General features: G+C 65.0%; 16 protein-coding genes. 9 read left to right on the top strand and 7 right to left on the bottom strand.

Going from position 1 to position 18,922, the window contains the following annotated elements:
- The first annotated feature begins 69 nt into the window (after positions 1 to 69).
- Both FHT98_RS16950 and FHT98_RS16945 read left to right on the top strand, forming a co-directional pair.
- Positions 70 to 966 (top strand): metal-dependent hydrolase, encoded by an 897-nt coding sequence (locus FHT98_RS16950; RefSeq protein ID WP_185745192.1) that lies wholly within the window; start codon positions 70 to 72, stop codon positions 964 to 966.
- A gap of 143 nt (positions 967 to 1,109) precedes the next feature.
- Entirely contained in the window at positions 1,110 to 1,802 is a 693-nt protein-coding gene (locus FHT98_RS16945; protein ID WP_142114716.1) for a class I SAM-dependent methyltransferase, read from the top strand.
- 24 nt (positions 1,803 to 1,826) lie between these two features.
- Here FHT98_RS16945 and FHT98_RS16940 read toward each other — a convergent pair whose 3' ends face one another.
- From FHT98_RS16940 to FHT98_RS16915, 6 genes are all read right to left on the bottom strand, one after another.
- Complete coding sequence (locus FHT98_RS16940) at positions 1,827 to 2,603, bottom strand: sterol desaturase family protein (protein WP_210244386.1); 777 nt, start codon at positions 2,601 to 2,603, stop codon at positions 1,827 to 1,829.
- 92 nt (positions 2,604 to 2,695) lie between these two features.
- On the bottom strand, positions 2,696 to 3,577 hold the full coding sequence (locus tag FHT98_RS16935) for an FkbM family methyltransferase (RefSeq protein ID WP_142114715.1): 882 nt from the start codon (positions 3,575 to 3,577) through the stop codon (positions 2,696 to 2,698).
- Between the two features lie 324 nt (positions 3,578 to 3,901).
- On the bottom strand, positions 3,902 to 5,806 hold the full coding sequence (cysC, locus tag FHT98_RS16930) for an adenylyl-sulfate kinase (RefSeq protein ID WP_248309241.1): 1,905 nt from the start codon (positions 5,804 to 5,806) through the stop codon (positions 3,902 to 3,904).
- The gene (cysD, locus tag FHT98_RS16925) at positions 5,803 to 6,696 is read right to left on the bottom strand and encodes a sulfate adenylyltransferase subunit CysD (protein WP_248309240.1); all 894 of its coding nucleotides are present in this window, start codon (positions 6,694 to 6,696) and stop codon (positions 5,803 to 5,805) included. Before cysD ends, cysC begins: the two co-directional genes overlap by 4 nt.
- Positions 6,697 to 6,779: 83 nt before the next feature.
- Positions 6,780 to 7,949: a polysaccharide biosynthesis/export family protein gene (locus FHT98_RS16920; RefSeq protein ID WP_185745191.1), complete on the bottom strand. Its 1,170-nt coding sequence runs from the start codon at positions 7,947 to 7,949 to the stop codon at positions 6,780 to 6,782.
- A gap of 269 nt (positions 7,950 to 8,218) precedes the next feature.
- The gene (locus tag FHT98_RS16915) at positions 8,219 to 9,472 is read right to left on the bottom strand and encodes a KpsE/RkpR family capsule polysaccharide export protein (protein WP_185745190.1); all 1,254 of its coding nucleotides are present in this window, start codon (positions 9,470 to 9,472) and stop codon (positions 8,219 to 8,221) included.
- A 145-nt stretch (positions 9,473 to 9,617) separates the two neighbouring features.
- Here FHT98_RS16915 and FHT98_RS16910 point away from each other — a divergent pair, with 145 nt between their 5' ends.
- The 5 genes from FHT98_RS16910 (at position 9,618) to FHT98_RS16890 (ending at position 14,450) form a co-directional block, all read left to right on the top strand.
- A complete protein-coding gene (locus FHT98_RS16910; protein WP_185745189.1) occupies positions 9,618 to 10,820 on the top strand; it encodes a KpsE/RkpR family capsule polysaccharide export protein in 1,203 nt (400 codons plus the stop codon).
- Between the two features lie 4 nt (positions 10,821 to 10,824).
- Positions 10,825 to 11,532 (top strand): ABC transporter ATP-binding protein, encoded by a 708-nt coding sequence (locus FHT98_RS16905; RefSeq protein WP_142114711.1) that lies wholly within the window; start codon positions 10,825 to 10,827, stop codon positions 11,530 to 11,532.
- Between the two features lie 42 nt (positions 11,533 to 11,574).
- Positions 11,575 to 12,549, top strand: coding sequence for a hypothetical protein (locus tag FHT98_RS16900; RefSeq protein ID WP_142114710.1), 975 nt, complete (start codon positions 11,575 to 11,577; stop codon positions 12,547 to 12,549).
- 405 nt (positions 12,550 to 12,954) lie between these two features.
- The gene (locus tag FHT98_RS16895; protein WP_142114709.1) at positions 12,955 to 13,254 is read left to right on the top strand and encodes an acyl carrier protein; all 300 of its coding nucleotides are present in this window, start codon (positions 12,955 to 12,957) and stop codon (positions 13,252 to 13,254) included.
- Positions 13,251 to 14,450 (top strand): beta-ketoacyl-[acyl-carrier-protein] synthase family protein, encoded by a 1,200-nt coding sequence (locus FHT98_RS16890; RefSeq protein WP_142114708.1) that lies wholly within the window; start codon positions 13,251 to 13,253, stop codon positions 14,448 to 14,450. The genes FHT98_RS16895 and FHT98_RS16890 overlap by 4 nt, the downstream gene beginning before the upstream one ends.
- Positions 14,451 to 14,477: 27 nt before the next feature.
- Here FHT98_RS16890 and FHT98_RS16885 read toward each other — a convergent pair whose 3' ends face one another.
- The gene (locus tag FHT98_RS16885) at positions 14,478 to 15,824 is read right to left on the bottom strand and encodes a UDP-glucose dehydrogenase family protein (RefSeq protein ID WP_061968509.1); all 1,347 of its coding nucleotides are present in this window, start codon (positions 15,822 to 15,824) and stop codon (positions 14,478 to 14,480) included.
- Between the two features lie 309 nt (positions 15,825 to 16,133).
- On the opposite strand from FHT98_RS16885, the gene FHT98_RS16880 reads away from it, so the two are divergent.
- Both FHT98_RS16880 and pcaF read left to right on the top strand, forming a co-directional pair.
- Positions 16,134 to 17,552: a phosphohexomutase domain-containing protein gene (locus FHT98_RS16880; RefSeq protein WP_142114707.1), complete on the top strand. Its 1,419-nt coding sequence runs from the start codon at positions 16,134 to 16,136 to the stop codon at positions 17,550 to 17,552.
- Between the two features lie 89 nt (positions 17,553 to 17,641).
- Positions 17,642 to 18,850 (top strand): 3-oxoadipyl-CoA thiolase, encoded by a 1,209-nt coding sequence (gene pcaF, locus FHT98_RS16875; RefSeq protein ID WP_142114706.1) that lies wholly within the window; start codon positions 17,642 to 17,644, stop codon positions 18,848 to 18,850.
- Positions 18,851 to 18,922 lie beyond the last annotated feature (72 nt).

The raw sequence follows: 18,922 nt of genomic DNA, 5'->3' as shown, positions 1-18,922 counted from the left end.
GATCGGCGGTAGGTAGGCCCGGCCGACAGACCGATGCGGCAGGACGCTCCACCGGATGGACCAGCGCTGATGGCACATGCTTCGAACACGGCAGGCAGCCAGCACATGGGCAATGCCGAGGACATCATCCCGCGCGATATCCGCTTCGGCATCCTGGAGAACGCCCAGCGCCACTGGCTGGAAGACGACATCATCAAGACCGTGCTGATCGACGGGCTGTCGATCTTCCTGCCCGAAGGTGAGCGCTTCTTCATCCGCTCGCTGAAGCATTACGGCCCCAAGCTGCAGGACAAGGAGCTCGCGGCCGAGATCAGCGGTTATTCCGTGCAGGAGGCCTATCACACCCGCGAGCACGAGGAATACAACCGCGCGATGATGTCGCTCGGCTACGATGTCGAGAGGATGGAGAAGCCGATCCGGCAGGGCTTCGAGATCGTCAAGAACCCGCTGCACCGGCTCTCTATCACCTGCGCGATCGAGCATATGACGGCGACCCTGTCGACGCTGACGCTGCGCCATCCGGAATTGATGGACAAGGCCGCGCCGGCCTATCGGCGGCTGTGGATGTGGCATGCGCTCGAAGAGCTGGAGCACAAGGCTGTCGCGCTCGACGTGCTCAAGGCGGCAACGCCGGAGATGTCGAGCTGGCGGCGCTATCTGGTCCGCGTCCTCGGCATGAACGCGACGCTGTTTCCCTTCCTCGTGCTCTTCCTGCGAAACGTGCCGATCTATGCGAAAGCCGACGGGGTCAAGACGGGCCTGCGCTTCTGGCTGCGCTTCTTCTGGGTGACCATGATCTATCCAGGCTATTGGCGGCGCTGCCTGCCCAACACCCTGCGCTACTACCTGCCTGGCTTCGATCCCCGCAACAGCGACGATCAGGAGCTGATGCGCAAGGGACGGGACTGGCTGGCCGCCAACCTGCCGCCGCAGCCGGACACGGCTGCCGCCAAGCCCAGCGCTTGAGGCGCAGCACGGTGGCAAGCCAAGCCTTCTCACGCCTGCTGGAAGCGATCGACAGAGGCGCTTTTCCGCGAACGCGGAAATGGCTCTGGCGCAGCCTCTACAGTATCCTATCGCGACGCTGGCGCGACGACGATTGGCGCTTCATGAACTATGGCTTCCTGCCGCCGGGGGAAGCCTTTCCGCTCGATGGTTGCGACGAGGTCGACCGTCCCTTCATCGGGCTCTATGCGCAGGCGGTGACCGGCTTGCCGGTGAAAGGCGCGCGGGTGCTCGAGATCGGTTCGGGCCGCGGCGGCGGAGCGCGCTATGTCGCCCGCTATCACGGCTCCGCGGCTGTCACCGGGCTGGATTATTCGCCGGCAACGGTGCGGCTGGCGCGCCGCCTCAACCAGGACACGGCAAGCCTGACCTTCGAGATCGGGGATGCGGAGAAGCTGCCGCTCGCCGATGGCTCGGTCGATATCGTCGTCAATATCGAATCCTCGCATTGCTATGGCGATGTGCCGGCCTTTGCACGCGAGGTCGCGCGCGTGCTCGCTCCCGGCGGCTGGTTCACCTTCGCCGACATGCGCGGCAAGAGCGCGCTTCCCCTGCTGCGCCAGCAGCTGGCGGTGCCCGGCCTCGCGCTGCACACCGAGACCGATCTGTCGCAAGGCGTCATCGCCGCGCTTGACGCGGCCGAGCAGCGCAAGCGGGCGCGCATCTCCAGGATCCGCTTCATGCGCGGCTTCATCAGCGAATTCGCCGGCGCGAAAGGGTCGGTGCTTTATCGCGAGCTGAGCGAGGGGGGTGTCGTCTATCTCGCCCAGCGCTATCAGAAGAACGGCGGCGCCTGAACGCAGGCCTTCAGCCGTGATGCTTCACGGACGCTCCGGAGCACGCGACTCGGGCGCATCCGTCTCATTCCCGCTCGGCTCGAAGCTTTTCAGCGTGTTGTCGTAGCGCGGATGCAACGTACCCATCCAGCGATCCCAGAGCGAGAAGGTATGGCCGTAATTGAACCTGAACGTGCCGTGATGCTGGTCGTGGAACACCGTGCTGGCGAGTGGCCAGGGCGAACGGCCGGCCGGTGAGGCGAAATGTTCGAAGCCGGCATGGCCGAGCATCCCGCTGATCTGATCGTAGAGCTTCTGCAGCACGAGCATCTGCCACGGGACCGGCAGGACGAAGACGATGATCGCGTAATATGCCTGGTTGAGAAGCGCCTCGACGAAGCTCTCGTGATGGTTGCTCCAGACCGTCGGTGCCACGCTCTTATGGTGAAGCGCGTGGAAGCGATAGAAGACGCGGCTGTGAAGCAGGCGGTGCACCCAGTAGAACCAGGCATCGTAGAGCACGACCGAGATCATCAGCATCAACGGCCCGGACCACCAGGAGAGTTCCAGCGGGACCAGAGACCAGCCCTGCTGCTGCGCGAACAGCCCGAAGGCGAAGCAGACCGAGAGCGTGAGGATCGAGATCGGCGCCTGCCGCAATTCCTTCCATTTACGCCGGTTGACCCGGTCCTTCTGGATGCGGCGCTCGGGATGGCGGGCATTCATGATCTCGAAGAACAGCCCAGTCAGCAGCATGACCGCAACGACTGCCCCGACCACGAGGCCGAGAAGGCGAAGAAAATCGAGCAGCAGCGCCACCATCAAACCCTATTCCGATCACCAGCCGCAGGCACCATTACGTCCACACTTGACGAACCTGCCCGCGTTGCAGCGCCGCCGGTCGAGGACCGCGCCTATGCAACACCATCCAGGTAAAGCAGGCGATCCTCGCGATTGGTCGGATCGAGCAGCTCCTGGTCCGAAACCGGAGCAACCTGCGCATAATAGTCGAGGCTCCTCAGCACGGGGTAGGAAGCCCGCAGCCGGACGAGCAGCGCCTGGGGATCACGACACCGCCCGGGGTTGAACTCAAGCACGATCCGCGGCCGCCAACGCTCGATGACCTGGCTCAATCCGATGATGATGTCCTCTTCCGCCCCCTCGGCGTCGATCTTGAGGAAATCGACGCGGGGAAAGGCGCGGAGGAGCGAGTCGAGGCTATGGATAGGGACCGCGACCGCTTCCGCATCGTCGTTCGGCAAGGCCTTGCTGACCAGCGTCGCATTCTTCGGCTCTCCCGCCGGGACCATGAGACGCCCCTCGCCCTCCCCCGAACCCGCCGCGGCCGCCACAATGGTGCTGCGGCTGGCAAAGCCGTTGAGCTCGAGGGTCCGCTTCAGCGTGTCGGCAACGGGGGGGTTGGGCTCGACAGCCAGCAAGCGGCCATCGGGGCCGACGAGATCGGCCAGCAGCAACGCATAATAACCGAAGTTGGCACCGATATCGGCGACATGCATGCCGGGCGCGACGAGGCGGGCAATGAATTGCGTCAGCCACATCTCCCAATAGCCGTCGAGCATGACATGCGCACCGAAGCCTCGGTCCCGCGTGTCGAGGAACATCTTGTAGCGCCCCAGAACGCGGGCGAGGACCGCATGCTCGCCAAGATAGACGGTCTGGCTGGCCGCCCGGCAAATACACTCGGCGCGGTAGCGATCCGGCCCGCGCAACTCGTCCAGCGACAGGAGGCTTCCGGGTTGGATCGGCAATGGTGCCGGGATGTGCTTGTTCTTCATAAACCTGCCTACTCCGGCCAGACATCCCGGCACATGAAGGGCTTCGACGGGTGGCCCCATCAGATCATTTTCTTCATGTGGGCGGACCCCGCTTCGCTCGACGGCGCCCCGGAATCCACCAGGGACCATCGGATGATCCGACGCCGACGTCTGGTGCTAATCCAAGGTGCCAAAGGACGCAAACCTTCCGGAGTGAGACGAAGAGCGATACGGCAGCCGCGCAAAGGCGCAAGCTCTGCCGATAAGGTCAAATTGCTTCCATGGCTCGTAACAGCCTCTGGAGCCGGATGCGAAAAACCGGTTCCGACTTTTTCGAGTCAGGCTCTAGGTGGCGATACCCTGCTCCATCAGGAGGCGCACGATACGATCGGCCAGCTCGTCCGCTCCATATCGGCCGGTATCGAGGTGAAGGTCCGGCGCGCTCGGCTGCTCGTAGGCTGAATCGAGGCCTGTGAAGTTCCGAATCTCGCCACGCCGGGCCTTGGCGTAGAGGCCCTTGGGATCGCGCTGCTCGCAGATGTCGAGCGGCGCATCGACGAATATCTCGAAGAACGGCGTGCCGGCCAGGCGCTCGCGCACCATGGCGCGATCGGCTGCGAAGGGCGAGATGAAGCTGCACAGCACGATCAGCCCCGCATCCACCATCAAACGCGCGACTTCGGCGACCCGGCGCAAGTTCTCGACACGGTCGCCCTCGGTGAAGCCGAGATCGCGGTTGAGCCCGAGGCGGACATTGTCGCCGTCGAGCAGGATTGTCAGCTTGCGCTTCGCATGCAGCCTGCGTTCCAGACCGTCCGCAATGGTCGATTTCCCCGCCCCGGACAGGCCGGTGAACCAGAGCACCGCGCCCTTCTGCCCGAGCAGATCCTCGCGCGCCTTGCGATCGATCGTCAGAGCCTGCGCAAAGAGGTTGCTGCCGCGGTCGAGGGCATTGCGCACCATACCGGCCGCGACGGTCTCGCCCGTCGCCCGGTTGATCAGCAGGAACCCGCCGGTGGCCGGGCATTGGGCATAGCTGTCGAAGGCGATCATCCCGGGCGTCGCCAGGTGGCAGATCGCGATCTCGTCGCGCGTGATCTCGGTGGCCGCGATGCGGGCTCCGCTGATAATGTCGAGCTTGCCCCGGATCGCGGTCACCGTCACCGGACTCGTCAGGGTTCCGAGGCGCAACTCGTAATCCCGCCCGGCGAACAGGGATTGCTCGGCGAACCAGACCACATGGGCCGAAAAATGACTCGAGCAAGCGGGGGCGCCCGGTCCGGACCAGAGCAGGTCGCCACGGCCGAGATCGATCTCCGGAGACAGGGTCACGGCCACGGCCGTTCCCGCTTCGGCGCGCTCGACAGGGCCTTCGCTGCCGATCAGGCGCTGGATGACAGCCTCGGCGCCACCCACGGCAACCTTGACGCGGTCGCCCAGGGAGAGCCCCCCCGCCGCGATCGTGCCGGTGTAGAGGCGCTCGCCCTCCGGCGTACGGCTCATGCCCTGGATCGGCAGGCGCAAGCTCGCTTCGCCGTCGCTCCGGGGGACCTCGAGCTGTTCGAGATACTGCAGGAGCGTGACGCCCTGGTACCAGGGCATCGCGGCACTGATGCTCACGACATTGTCGCCGCGGCGGGCGGATATCGGAATCGCGACCATATCGAGCTGCAGATGCTTCGCTGCCGGAGCGAACGCCTCGACGATCTGGCCCAGGCGCTCTTGCGAGAAGCCGACGCCGTCCATCTTGTTGACGGCCAGGACGACGTGCCGGATGCCGAGAATGCTGCAGATCGCGGCATGCCTGAAGGTCTGCGGCCGGAGGCCGCGAACGGCATCGACCAAGATGATCCCAACCTCGCATTGCGAGGCTCCGGTGGCCATGTTGGCGGTATATTGCTCGTGGCCGGGCGTGTCGGCGATGATGAAATCGCGCCTCGCGGTCGACATGTAGCGATAGGCGACATCGATCGTGATGTTACGCTCGCGCTCGGCTTCCAGCCCATCCGTGAGCAGGGCGAAGTCGATCTCGCCATCGGCGGTACCGTAGCGGCGGGAATCCGCCGCAAGAGCCACGCGCTGGTCGTCGGGAACGGCACCCGATTCATAAAGCAGGCGCCCGATCAGGGTCGACTTGCCATCATCGACCGCTCCGCAGGCCAGAATGCGCAGCGCCGGCGGGCGGGCGGTGGGCAAACCGTGTTCGGTCTCACCGAAGACGGCGTGGTAGGCTGCGGAAACGGGGTTCAAAAATAGCCCTCCCGCTTCTTGGCTTCCATCGAGGCGGAGCCCGCGCCGTCGATCAGCCGGCCCTGCCGCTCGGAAGTCGTGGCCGCATCCAGCGCCGCGACCACCTCGGCGACAGTCGCGGCCGGCGATTCGACGGCTCCACAGAGCGGATAGCAGCCGAGGGAGCGGAAGCGGACGGAACGCATCTCGGGGATCTCGCCCGGCTCCAGCGGCAGGCGCTGGTCATCCACCACGATCAACGAGCCGCCTCGCCGCACCACGGGGCGTGGGCGCGCCAGATAAAGAGGTACGATCGGAAGGCCTTCGGCGAGCGTGTAACGCCAGATGTCGCGCTCGCTCCAGTTCGACAGCGGGAAGACCCGCATGGTCTCGCCGGGCCGCAGATGCGGATTCGCCAGCCGCCAGAATTCCGGGCGCTGGCTGCGTGGCTCCCAGCCATGCTGCGGGCTGCGCAATGAGAACATGCGCTCCTTCGCGCGGCTCTTCTCCTCGTCACGTCGCGCTCCGCCGATCGCCGCGTCGAAACCGCCCTGCTCCATGGCCTGCTTGAGCGCATCGGTCTTCATGATGCGCGTATAGGTGTTCGCGTCGACGGAGAACGGCGTGACGTCGTGCGCGATCCCGTCCCGATTGATGTGCACCCTCAGGTCGAAACCCAAGGCCGCGGCGAACCGATCGCGAAACGCGATCATCTCGCGGAACTTCCATGTCGTATCGATGTGGAGCAGCGGAAACGGTGGCTTCGCGGGCCAGAACGCCTTGGCAGCAAGATGGGCGAGGACCGTCGAATCCTTGCCGATCGAATAGAGCATGACCGGGTTCCGAAACAGGGCGGCCGTCTCCCGCAGCAGGAAGACCGCCTCCTCCTCGAGCCTCTGGAGCTGGTTCACGTTCCGCTTCTTCGTCCAAACACCGCGCTGTCTTCGACGAGCGTCGTGCAATGGCGACGCTCGTATGTTTCGCCTCGTCTCGCCTATGAGAACCTGGCGGCGACGCTGGTGCCCTGCACGATGGGCGAAGTCAGGCTCTGGAAGATGGAGAAGGCCTTCTGCACATCGGTCAGAGGTGCGTTCGAGACGTAGAGGATATCGCCCCGCTGCATCCGCAACCCCTGCGCCACGAAGAGCCCGTTGGGATCCCGCAGATTCACGCGATAGACGACCGGAATCAGGCGGCGCCCCTGGCCGAGAAGCGGACTATCCGGCTTGATCCGCCGCAGCGTCTCCGCGGTTTCGAACCGGTACAGGAACACGCCCTGCGGGTCCGCCCGGAAGTCGAGCAGACCGCCTGCCTTCGCGATTGCCTGCGCCAGGTTCATGGCGTCGGCGTTGAAAGGAATCTCGGTATTCTGACCGGTTGCACCGGCCGCGATGAAAGTCTGCGGGTTGCGCACCAGCGTCAACGTATCGCCGCCGCGCAGGTAGATGTTCTCCCGCGGGTTGTTGACGATCGTGATCATCGGCACCGCGAGTGTGCGCGAGCCGCGCGTCAACCGGACTTCCGTCTCGTTGACGGGCGCGCGGATACCACCGGCGGCAGCGATCACCTCGAGGACACGGTCGCCCTTGTTAGACAGAGGAATGCGGCCGCCCGATGCCACCTCGCCAGTGACGGCGACCGAGCTGCTGATCGCCCGGCTCAGCGTCACCAGAACCTGCGGCTGGATCGCCTTGCCGGCAAGCCGTTCCTGGATCGCGGCCTCAACCTGAGCGCTGGTCTTGCCAGCCACGCTGACGCGCCCGGCATAGGGCACGGAAATCGTGCCGTCACGGGCGACGGCCTGTTCGGGAATCGTCGCCGTACGCGATCCCGGCGTGAAGCGATCTGTCGTCAGCGGCGCGGAGAAGAGGCCGCCGGCGCCGGCTTCCCAAATCGTCACCGCGAGAAAGTCGCCGATTCCAATCCGGGTCTCGGTCGCTCCGCTCCGGTCGCCAAAGCTTCCGCTAAAACTTTGATCCGAGCGGCCATTGATCGCGACCAGCGAAGTCGGCGCCAGATCGACCAGCTCGAAGCCGGGATTTACGTCCTCGCCCTGCCGGGAGACGATATCGGCGGTGGACGGACCACTGGCGGGCAAATTAGAACAGCCCGCCAGCACCATGGCGGACAAAATCGCGACTATCCCAACCCGCACCGATCCCATCTCCTACACTCCCCGCCGACTACCATTGATCGCCCGATTTGAAAACCAAGCTGGGGCGACGGGGGGCCATTCGCCGAGGAGTGTGGTCTCATCGCATCGCCGACCGGTTACGACGGCCGCGGCTTCGGTAAACATGATTACTAAAATGCCAAGGAACCGGCTGAGAGCCGGCCGCCCGCATCGGACGCAGTGTCCATACCGACGAATGCCGGATACCTGCAGAAAGCCAGACGTCGCGCCCAGCCGCCCCCGTGCGGCAAACCCGCAGCCTATTTCATCTTGATCGCGTGCTCGCGAACACCGGCGAAGAGCAGCCAGCCCACGAAGAACAGGAGCAAGCTCCCGGCGAAGGTCAACAACACGCCTCGCAATCGATGCGGCCGCTCGGCGAAGTCTGCGACATGGGGTTCCACCACGCGCTCGAGATAGAGCTGCTGGCGACGCGCCTCGTTTCGGGCGACTTCGAGGCTGCTCATGGCGGAAGCGAGCGCCTTGACCGCAAATTCACGCTGAAGGTTGAGCCTTTCATAGCCGGCGACCTTCTCCGCCAAGCCGTCCGAAGCATTCGACACGCGCCGGCGCTCCAGCGTGATCTGCCCTTCGAGAGCTCCTATCCGGCGTTGCAGGCCGGAAATCTGAGGAGAATTCGGGGACGAAGCCTCGATTTCCCGGAGTTGCGCCGTCACGGCGGCGAGTTCGCTCGACAGGCGGCCGATGAGCTCGGCAATGAAGAGCGAATTTTGCGACGGGTCGAACATCAACTCGCGATTTCGGAATTCCGTAATCGCGATCTGAGTCTCGACCAGTCGTTCCTCGCCCCGCTTGACCTCCGTTTCCGCGAAGCGGATGGCATCGGCGCGAATCCGTTCGTTCATCCGATTGACCACCGCTTCGCCCAAGCCGAGCAACGTCCGGTTGATCTCGACAGAATCTTCAGGGCGGAACGCCTCCACGCTCAGGGTCGTCAGACCGGTCGTCGCGCCGTGGACGACGGTCACGCGCGACTTGTAGTATTGGAACAGTTCTTCCTCGCTGGGCCCGCGAATCAGATTGGGATATCGCGCGACAAAATCCGCGCCCGGGCGGTTGAACATCTCTCGCAACGGCAAGCGCTGCGAGAGCGCAGTCACCGCATCACGCGACAGAAGATATTCCTGCACGGAATAGCTGTCGTCCTGTGACCGGGTGATGCCAACGATCTGCAAGAGCCCACCGAGCCCGCCGGACAACGGCGCCTTGGCCGAGCGAACCACGAATGTGGATTCGGAAACGAACCGATCCGTGGCGATCAGGCCGAAATAAAGCGCCGAGACCAGCGTCGGCAACGCGACAAGCAGCAGAAACGCGGCGTGGCTCCAGCTGAGACGGATGGTGCGGCGGGGCCGCGACGCGGCATCCGGCACCGTCCCCACGTCGTCGGCCGTTCCGGGCAGCGGCAGGCGAAAGTGTTTGGCCGCGAGAGGCCGCGCCACATGGACGACCGGGCGCAACCGGCGAGAGATCTTCTCGAAGCGCTGCCTCATGCCGGTACCATATCATCCTGGCCGGTTCTCGAAGATGAACTCATCGCAGATATATACCCATGGCAGCGGCAACTCCCGGTTCGCCATTCCTATCGAGTGGCCAGCCTGCTATCTAGCATCCAAGTGTCGAGATCAGAAGACGACGATGTCCCAAGGTATAATAGAGGAAAATGTCACTGATTATGTTGAACTCGTTCCCCTGCGAGTCAACGAAACCGGTGTCGACTTGCCTTTGCGGAAGCCTCTACCGGGCTGGCTGGTCGCGCTGCGCCGGCATGCGCTGATCCTCGTCACATTTGCTCTGCCATGCCTTCTGGCCGTTCTCTATTTCGGATTGATCGTAGCGGACCGCTACACCTCCGAGGCGCAGTTCGTGGTTCGAAGCCCCAGCCGGTCGGGCCTCGGTCAGTTGGCGGGTATGATGCCGGCGACGGGAACGGAGCGCGCGCCCGACGAGGCCAGTGCCGTCCATCAGTTCGTACAGTCTCGCGACGCCGTCGAACTGCTCGTGCAGAAGGCGGATCTGCGCGCCATCCTGTCAAGACCGGAAGGTGATCCGTTCTGGCGCTTCCCGGGATGGCTCTCCAGGGACCTGCGGGAAAAGCTCTTCGACCGCTATCTGGACTTCGTTTCGATCAAACCGGACAGCAGCACCGGCATCAGCACCTTGATGGTGCAGAGTTTCAGGCCCGACGATTCCGTGAAGATGGCTCAGGTCCTCCTCGAAGGGGCGGAGGCGCTGATCAACCGGCTAAACGAGCGCGCCCGAGCCGACACGATAAGCGCCGCCGAACGCGAAGTGGAAACAGCCAAGGCCCGCGCGTTCGACAGGCGGGAGGAACTTACAGCCTTCCGGATGAAAGCCGGAACGGTCGATCCGGCGAAATCCTCCCAGAACCTCCTGGAGACGATCGGAAAGCTGTCTTTCGAGGTCGCGCAGCTCAACGCCCAGCTCGCCGAAGCGCAACGGAATTCGCCTCAGGGGCCGCAGATCGCGAATCTTCGCAACCGCATCCAGGCGATCGAACAACAGATCATCGAGGAGAAGCGGCAGATCGGCGGCTCGGCTCAGGCCTTGGCCCCGATCATCGCGGATTACGAGCGCCTGGTTCTCGAGCGCGAATTCGCGGACCGGGCGCTCGCCTCTGCTCTCGTCTCCCTCGAAAACGCCCGCATCGAATCGCAACGCCAGCAACTCTATCTCGAACGCGTCGTGGAACCGCACGCCGCCGACTACCCGAGCCAGCCGAAACGCCTGCTCTGGATCGGCATCATTTTCCTGCTCAGCTTTTCGGTCTATTCGATTGGACGCTCGCTGGGCAATTACCTCCGCCAGCGCGAGGATTGAGGCGATGCCGCCCACCGCCGCTTCGTCTCGGCCCGATGCCGCCCCGCAGGCACGCATCGAGCGCGCAGTGCGCGCCGACAACATCGTCAAGGAATTTCATACCGAACACGGACCCCGGCGCGTGCTGGACGGAATATCGTTCAGCGTCGGCGTCGGCGAGCGGATGGCGATCCTGGGCCGCAACGGCGCCGGCAAGTCGACGCTGATCAAGATCCTCGCGGGTGTCGAGCGGCCGACGCATGGCACGATCCATCGCGGCTTGAACATGTCGTGGCCGCTGGCCATCGGGGGCGGTTTCGAAGGGCAGATGACCGGCTACGACGCCTGCCGCTTCATCTCCGCGCTTTACGGCGCTCCCCTCAAGGACACCATCGAATACGTTGCCGATTTCACGGAACTCGGCAGCCAGCTCTTCACCCAGGTCCGCTTCTATTCGGACGGGATGAGGGCGCGCCTGGCTTTCGCTCTCTCGCTGGCGATCGACTTCGAATGCTATCTCATCGACGAGGTCATCCTGGTCGGCGATCGACGCTTCCAGCAACGCTGCCACGATGAGCTCCTCGTCAAGCGAAAGAGCCGGGCCATGCTGATGGCGATCCATTCCATGGAATTCGCCAAGGAATTCTGCAGCTCCGCATTGGTTCTGAAGCAGGGGCGCGGCCGCGTCTTCTACGATCTCGACCTTGCCTGTTCGATTTATGCGACCTTGTGAACCGACAAGCAGCGCGCTCCGTCTCCCGGTGAGTTCCCCGATATGACCGTCATCGTTCTCGGCGTCCCGAGCGCATTCTCCGCCTGGGGCTTCGACGTCATGCGCAGGCTCGCGAAGGCAACCCGGCCCGCAGCAGAGTTGCGCTGGATCGATCGCGGCGATGTGTTCGAAGACGACCCGGACGCCAACGAAATCATCTGTTCGCAATTCCCCTCACGCTCGCTGCGCGAAGCGGCGCGGAGGCCGCAAACGCGCCTCATCGTCTTCACCGCCGACAGCCTGGAAGCCGTCAGCTTTCAGCGGCAACGGCAGCCGAAACTGCTCGACGCCGTGCGGACGGTCGGCGCCAGCGTCGCCATGATCGGTGACTGCCAACCGCAGAAGCGGGCGCTCTTCCTCAACGCTGCCGCGCTCCCTTCGGCCGAGCTGGCGACGCAGCTCATCGCCAGCCACATCGATTGGCCTCTGCCTGCCAATTTTGCCGGTGTTCTAGCATCCGCGGGTCCGATACCGACCAGCTCCGCGCCGGCCTCCTCTTTGACGGAAGCAGAGGAAGGCATCGTCACGCTCGTCCTGGAGAATGGCATCGCGCATCTGCGTGACGCCAGCGTTCCCCTGAAGTCGATCTGGCCGCACCGCGTCTTCTTCGCGGGGGATCGGCCGAACGAAGAGGCTCCGCTCGTGACCGACGCCACCGGCGGATCACGCATCCTGTATTACGGTCCCTATTTTCACCTCGCCGAAGGAAGGTGGCGAGCCAAACTGACCCTCGGCTTCACCAAGGAGGCCGTCGGGTTGCCGCTCAAGATGACGGCATACGGGCCGGATGTTCTGGGCGAGGCACGGCTGCGGCCGCGCAAGGAAGGGATTTTTGCGGCCCATTTCACCTTCTCCGTCACGAAACCGGAACACCCCGTGGAATTCCATGTCCGCACCGAGGAAGGCGCGATCGAAGGGCGGATCGCGCTCGCCCAGGCGGAACTCAGCTATCTCGGCTCTGAGCCGGCCCAGCCATAAGCGCCTGCGTGCCGGTCCACCCGCTTGCCGGCGACACTCTGAAACTTCGGCCCGCTGCCGGTTTCCGTGGGCACCGAGATCAGGTGTTTCATGAAACTGGCGGTGGCTTATGCAGCGAAGACAGTTTGGGTGTGAGTTCAAGATCGAGGTAGTCCGCCTTATCAGGGATCGGAGAGCAAATGTGGCGCAGGCATCTCGGGACTTGGCTGAACGACCTCGAAATCAGCCGCCGTCAGCCACTTTGGCCCGCGCTGCGTCGCTGCCTGCACTCCTGGCATCGTGTTGTATGGAGCAGAGACGACGATATTGTCGTCAAGCGGCCGGCATCGCTATGAGTGGTTTACGGTCTCAGCAAAGCTAAGCAAGGGTGTGGCAGCTCATGTCCGATGAGGAGACCGTTCAGTCATGACAGGCGAGACACCCAGGCTCACGCTCGATTTTTTGATCGGGATGCTGAAGCAGGTTATCGAGCAAAATTCATCGCGCGATTCCGGAAAAATCACGAGCGCGACTTGGGGACCGGAGACCTTGCTGGAGGACACCGGCTTCAACTCTTATGATTTCGTCGAGATGATATTCAAACTTGAAGATCATTTCGACATCGAGATCGACTACAATGCCAATAACAACGTCAACGACGTGAAGACGATCGGCGAGCTCTACCACGAAATCCTAAAGCTGTTGGCAAACAAGCAGGCGGCATGACGCGTATCGTCGTTTCAGGCCTCGGCATCGCTTCGCCAATCGGCAACGACACGGGCAGCTTCTGGCAGTCTCTGCTGACCGGAAGCGGGAATTTCAAGGAAGCCTCGGCCTTGCCGGGCAAGGGCATTCGCGTCGCGGAAGTCCAAGGCCAAAGCTTCATGGAGGGGCTGGGCCTTTCTCCATCGGCTTGTGACCGCAACGCGCTGTTCGCCGTCGCAGCGGCGCGCCAGGCCCTGACAACCGCCGGCCTGGACGCAGGCTTGCCGCGCCCCGAGCGCGTCGGCGTCATCCTCGGGAATTCCGCCGGCGGGCAATGCAGCACCGATGAACAATATGCCCGGCTCTATACCCAGAACAAGCGACCGCACCCGATGACTGTGGCCAAGGTGATGGTGAGTTCTTCCGCCAGCTGGGTATCGATGACATCGGGCGCAACCGGGCCCTGCTTTGTGACGTCAAGCGCCTGCGCGTCGTCCAGCCACGCTATCGGCACGGCCATGCAGTTCCTGCGCGCCGGCCTTGTCGATATTGTCATTGCCGGTGGTACGGAAGCCCCGCTCTCGGCCGGAACCCTGCTCGCCTGGGACGCCATGAAGATCATGTCGCGTACCGCCTGCCGGCCGTTTGCCCTCGGCCGCGACGGCCTCATGCTCGGTGAAGGTGCCGGCATCATCGTATTGGAGACGGAAGCCCATGCGCGCGACCGCGGGCTCATTCCCAAGATCGAGGTCGCTGGCTTCGGCTTCAGCGCCGATGCAGGCGACATTGTCGCGCCCAATCTCGACGGCATGACGCGCGCCATGTCCCTCGCGCTGGCCGATGCAGGGCTACAGGCTGGCGACGTTGCCTATATCAATGCCCACGGCACCGGGACCCGCGCGAATGACCGTGCCGAGACGCAGGCGCTGAAGCGCCTGTTCGGCGACCGGCCCGTGCCCCCGACATCATCGATCAAGGGCGTGACCGGCCACGCGCTAGGCGCCGCCGGAGCCTTCGAGGCGATTGCGACGATCATGGCGATCGAGAACGGCATCGCCCCGCCGACCGCCAATTTTGACGCAGCGGACCCGGAATGCGACATCGACTGCATCCCTCATCAGGGCCGTGCGATGCCGATCCCGGTCGCCATGTCGAATTCCTTCGCATTCGGCGGGCTCAATACCGCGCTCGTCTTCAAGGACATGCGATCGAATTGATGGCTTTCGGCAAGCTTGCCGCCGGACTCAAGCCGCGCTTTCGGCTTCCCTGCCCTCCGGCGCGGCGATGCCGCGGCCGACATCGACATAGGTGAAGCCCTTCTCACGCACCTGCTCGGCGCGATAGACGTTGCGGAGGTCGACGAGAACCGGCGCCGCCATCGCTGCCTTGACTCGGTCGAGGTCGAGTGCGCGGAAGATGTTCCATTCGGTCACGATGACCGCCGCGTCGGCGCCCGCCACGCATTCATAGGCGTCGCGGCAATAGGTGACGCCCGCCGGCAGCACAGCCTTCGCCTGCTCCATGCCCTCCGGGTCGTAGGCGCGGATCGTGGCGCCGCCGTCCATCAGGGCGGTGACCACCGCGATCGAGGGTGCATCGCGCATGTCGTCGGTATTCGGCTTGAAGGTGAGACCGAGCACCGCGATCGTCTTGCCCCGCACCGAACCGCCGCAGGCCGCGACCACCTTGCGCCCCATCGCGCGCTTGCGCTGCTCGTTCACCGCCGCCACCGTCTCGACGATGCGCGAAGGCGTGCCGTGATCCTGCGCCGTCTTGATCAGCGCCAGCGTGTCCTTCGGGAAGCAGGAGCCACCATAGCCCGGCCCGGCATGCAGGAACTTGCCGCCGATACGGTTGTCGAGCCCCATGCCGCGGGCAACGTCCTGGACATTGGCGCCGACCTGCTCGCAGAGATCGGCGATCTCGTTGATGAAGGTGATCTTCGTCGCCAGGAAGGCGTTGGCCGCGTATTTCGTCAGTTCCGCCGTGCGCCGGCCGGTGTTCAGGATCGGCGCGTTGTTGAGATAGAGCGGCCGGTAGATATCGGCCATCACGGCGCGAGCGCGCTCGTCATCCGTGCCGACGACGATACGGTCCGGCCGCTTGAAATCCTCGATCGCCGCGCCCTCGCGCAGGAATTCCGGGTTGGAGACGACGGCGAAATCGGCATCGGGCCGGAGCTCGCGGATGATGCGCTCGACCTCGTCGCCAGTGCCGACCGGCACCGTCGACTTGGTCACGATCACCGTGTAGCCGCTGATCGCCCCGGCGATCTCGCGGGTCGCGGCGTAGACATAGGACAGGTCGGCGAAGCCGTCGCCGCGGCGCGAGGGCGTGCCGACCGCGATGAAGACCGCATCCGCACCCGCGACCGGGCCGGCGAGATCCGTCGTGAAGGACAGCCGCCCCGCCGCCGCGTTGCTGCGCACCAGATCCGACAGGCCGGGCTCGAAGATCGGGATCTCGCCGCGCTTCAGCGCCGAAACCTTGCTCTCCAGCTTGTCAACGCAGACGACCTCATGGCCGAAATCGGCAAAGCAGGCGCCGGAGACGAGCCCGACATAGCCCGAGCCCACCATCACGATCTTCATCGTTTGCTCCTTGTATCAAGCGCTCCCGGCAGCCCGGGAGGCGCCGTTGTCGCTTTGGCATAGTGCAATCGTTGCAAAACCAAAACCGGGTTCTCGCCGGCCAATTCAGGGAAACCGCGGGATGGCGGCCCTTTCGGCCGGTCATACCGCCACTGCGCAGATGCCCCTGTATCGGCAGGCAGCCCATCCTGCACCACGATAAGGCACCGGAATTTGACATGTTCCCGCTTCGGAGCGCATCGAAGCGGGCGCGCCTCCGCGGACCCGGCAAGGCATGCGCCCGAACCTGATATCGACGGACCACCCGGCATGACCAGCCTGAAATTCGGCACCTCCGGCCTGCGCGGCCTCGTCACGGAGCTGGTCGGCCTGCCGACCTATGCCCATGTCCGCGCCTTCTGCGCCATGCTGCAGGAGGACAGGGCGGCCGGAGCGCGCGGGGAAGTCCTGATCGGCCGCGACCTGCGATCGTCGAGCCCGCTCATCGCGGCGCAATGCGCGCAAGCCATCGCCGATGCCGGGCTTGAGCCGGTGGATTGCGGCGCCGTGCCGACGCCTGCCCTGGCACAGGCGGCGATGGCCGCCGGAAGCCCGGCCGTGATGGTGACCGGCAGTCATATTCCCGATGACCGGAACGGCCTGAAATTCTACCGCGCCCAGGGCGAAATCGACAAGGCGGACGAAGCGCGCATCCTCGCCCATCATGAAGCGCTGGCACTGACGGCTGCTCCGGACGTCTCGGCCGAACCGCAGCGGCGCGACGTCGTCTCCGGCTATCGCGCCCGCTATGTCGATTTCTTCGGGCGCGCCCTGGAAGGCCTCACCGTCGGCGTCTACCAGCATTCCTCCGTCGGCCGCGACGTCATCTGCGACGTGTTGTCGGCGCTTGGAGCCACGCCGATCGTGCTGGGGCGCAGCGACAGCTTCATCCCCGTCGATACCGAGGCGCTCCGTCCGGAGGATGAAGAACTGGCCCGGCGCTGGGCCGGCGAGCGCAGGCTCGACGCGATCGTCTCGACCGATGGCGACGCCGACCGTCCGCTGGTCGCCGACGAAACCGGCCGCTTCCTGCGCGGCGACCTCGTCGGCGCGCTCACCGCGCGCTTCCTCGGCGCGGATGCGATCGTGACGCCGGTCACGTCGAACTCGGCGCTGGACCGTCCCGGATCGTTCGCGAGGGTCGTGCGCACCCGCGTCGGCTCGCCCTATGTGATCGCGGGCATGGCGCAGGCTCAGGCAGAAGGTGCCAGGACCGTCATCGGTTTCGAGGCGAATGGCGGCGTCCTGCTCGGTTCGGAGGTCGTGCGGGACGGCCGGCGGCTTGCCGCCCTGCCGACGCGCGACGCCATGCTGCCGATCGTGGCGACGCTCGCGCTGGCGCGCACCGCGCAAAAGCCGTTGAGCGCCATTGCGGCGGAAGCCCGCTTCGCCATCGCCCTGTCGAACCGCCTTCAGGAGGTCCCGCAGGACAGGACCACCGCCCTGATCGCCCGGCTCGACGCCGAGGATTCCGGTTTCCGCGACACGGCTTTCGCGGCCCATGGCGGGGTCGCGGCGCGCGATCGCCGGGACGGGCTGCGCCTGACGCTCGGCAATGGCGCGACGGTGCATTTCCGGGCCTCGGGCAACGCTCCGGAACTGCGCGTCTATGTCGAGGCCCCGGCGCCGGCAGCGGCCGAAGCCCTGCTCGCCGAGAATCTCGCTTTCGCAGCGGCGCAAACGCGCTGAGTGACGACTTGCAGCCCATCCGCCAGACCGGCAAAGCCATTCGAAGCCGCGCCTGACCAAACCGCCTTCGAGACAGCAGGATCCGTGACATGACCGAAGCCTTCATCTGCGCCTATGTCCGCACGCCGATCGGCCGGTTCGGCGGCTCGCTCTCCTCCGTCCGTGCGGACGATCTCGGCGCGGTGCCGCTGAAGGCCCTGGTCGAGCGTCATCCGCAAGTCGATTTCGGCGCCGTGGACGATGTGATCTTCGGCTGCGCCAACCAGGCGGGCGAAGACAACCGCAATGTCGCGCGCATGTCTCTGCTGCTCGCCGGCCTGCCCAAGGAGGTGCCGGGCACGACGATCAACCGGCTCTGCGGCTCCGGGATGGACGCGGTCATCGCAGCCGCGCGCGCGATCAAGGCGGGCGAGGCCGAGCTGATGATCGCCGGCGGCGTCGAGAGCATGTCGCGCGCGCCCTTCGTCATGCCCAAGGCCGACAGCGCCTTCTCGCGCCATGCCGAGATCCACGACACCACCATCGGCTGGCGCTTCGTCAACCCGCTGATGAAGGCGCAGTACGGCATCGATTCCATGCCGGAGACCGGCGAGAACGTCGCCGCCGACTGCCATATCAGCCGCGCCGACCAGGACGCCTTCGCGCTGCGCTCGCAACTGAAGGCCGTCGCGGCGCAGCAGAACGGCCGTCTCGACAAGGAGATCGTCCCGGTGCTGATCCCGCAGCGCAAGGGCGATCCGATCCGCGTCGAGATCGACGAGCACCCACGCGGCGACACCACGCTGGAGAAGCTCGCCAAGCTCGGCACGCCCTTCCGCAAGGAGGGCGGCACCGTCACGGCCGGCAATGCGTCCGGCGTCAATGACGGCGCGGCGGCGCTGATCATCGCCTCAGAGAAGGCCGCGGCACGATACGGGCTGACGCCGATCGCACGCGTGCTCGGCGGAGCGACCGGCGGCATCGCGCCGCGCGTCATGGGCCTCGGCCCGATCCCGGCGACGCGCAAGCTCTGCGAGCGGCTTGGCCTGAAGCCCACCGATTTCGACATCGTCGAGCTGAACGAGGCCTTCGCCTCGCAGGGCATCGCGGTGCTGCGCGAACTCGGCATCGCCGAGGACGGGGCGCATGTGAACCCGAATGGCGGCGCGATCGCGCTCGGCCATCCGCTCGGCATGTCCGGTGCCCGCATCACCGGCACGGCCGCGCTCGAACTGTCCCTGACCGGCAAGAAGCGCGCGCTCGCCACCATGTGCATCGGCGTCGGCCAGGGTATCGCAGTGGCGCTGGAACGGGCGTAAGCGCCGTCGCGGCTATTTTCTCCCGCACTACAGGCTCCGCCCCCTAACCATAAGGGGCCTTTGTTTCGCCGC

The sequence above is a fragment of the Allobosea sp. AK1 genome, assembly GCF_006714945.1.
In the GTDB taxonomy this organism is placed as follows: Bacteria; Pseudomonadota; Alphaproteobacteria; order Rhizobiales; family Beijerinckiaceae; genus Allobosea; species Allobosea robiniae.
Note: the sequence above shows the minus strand (reverse complement) of the source record. Positions and strands in the feature narration are given on the sequence as shown.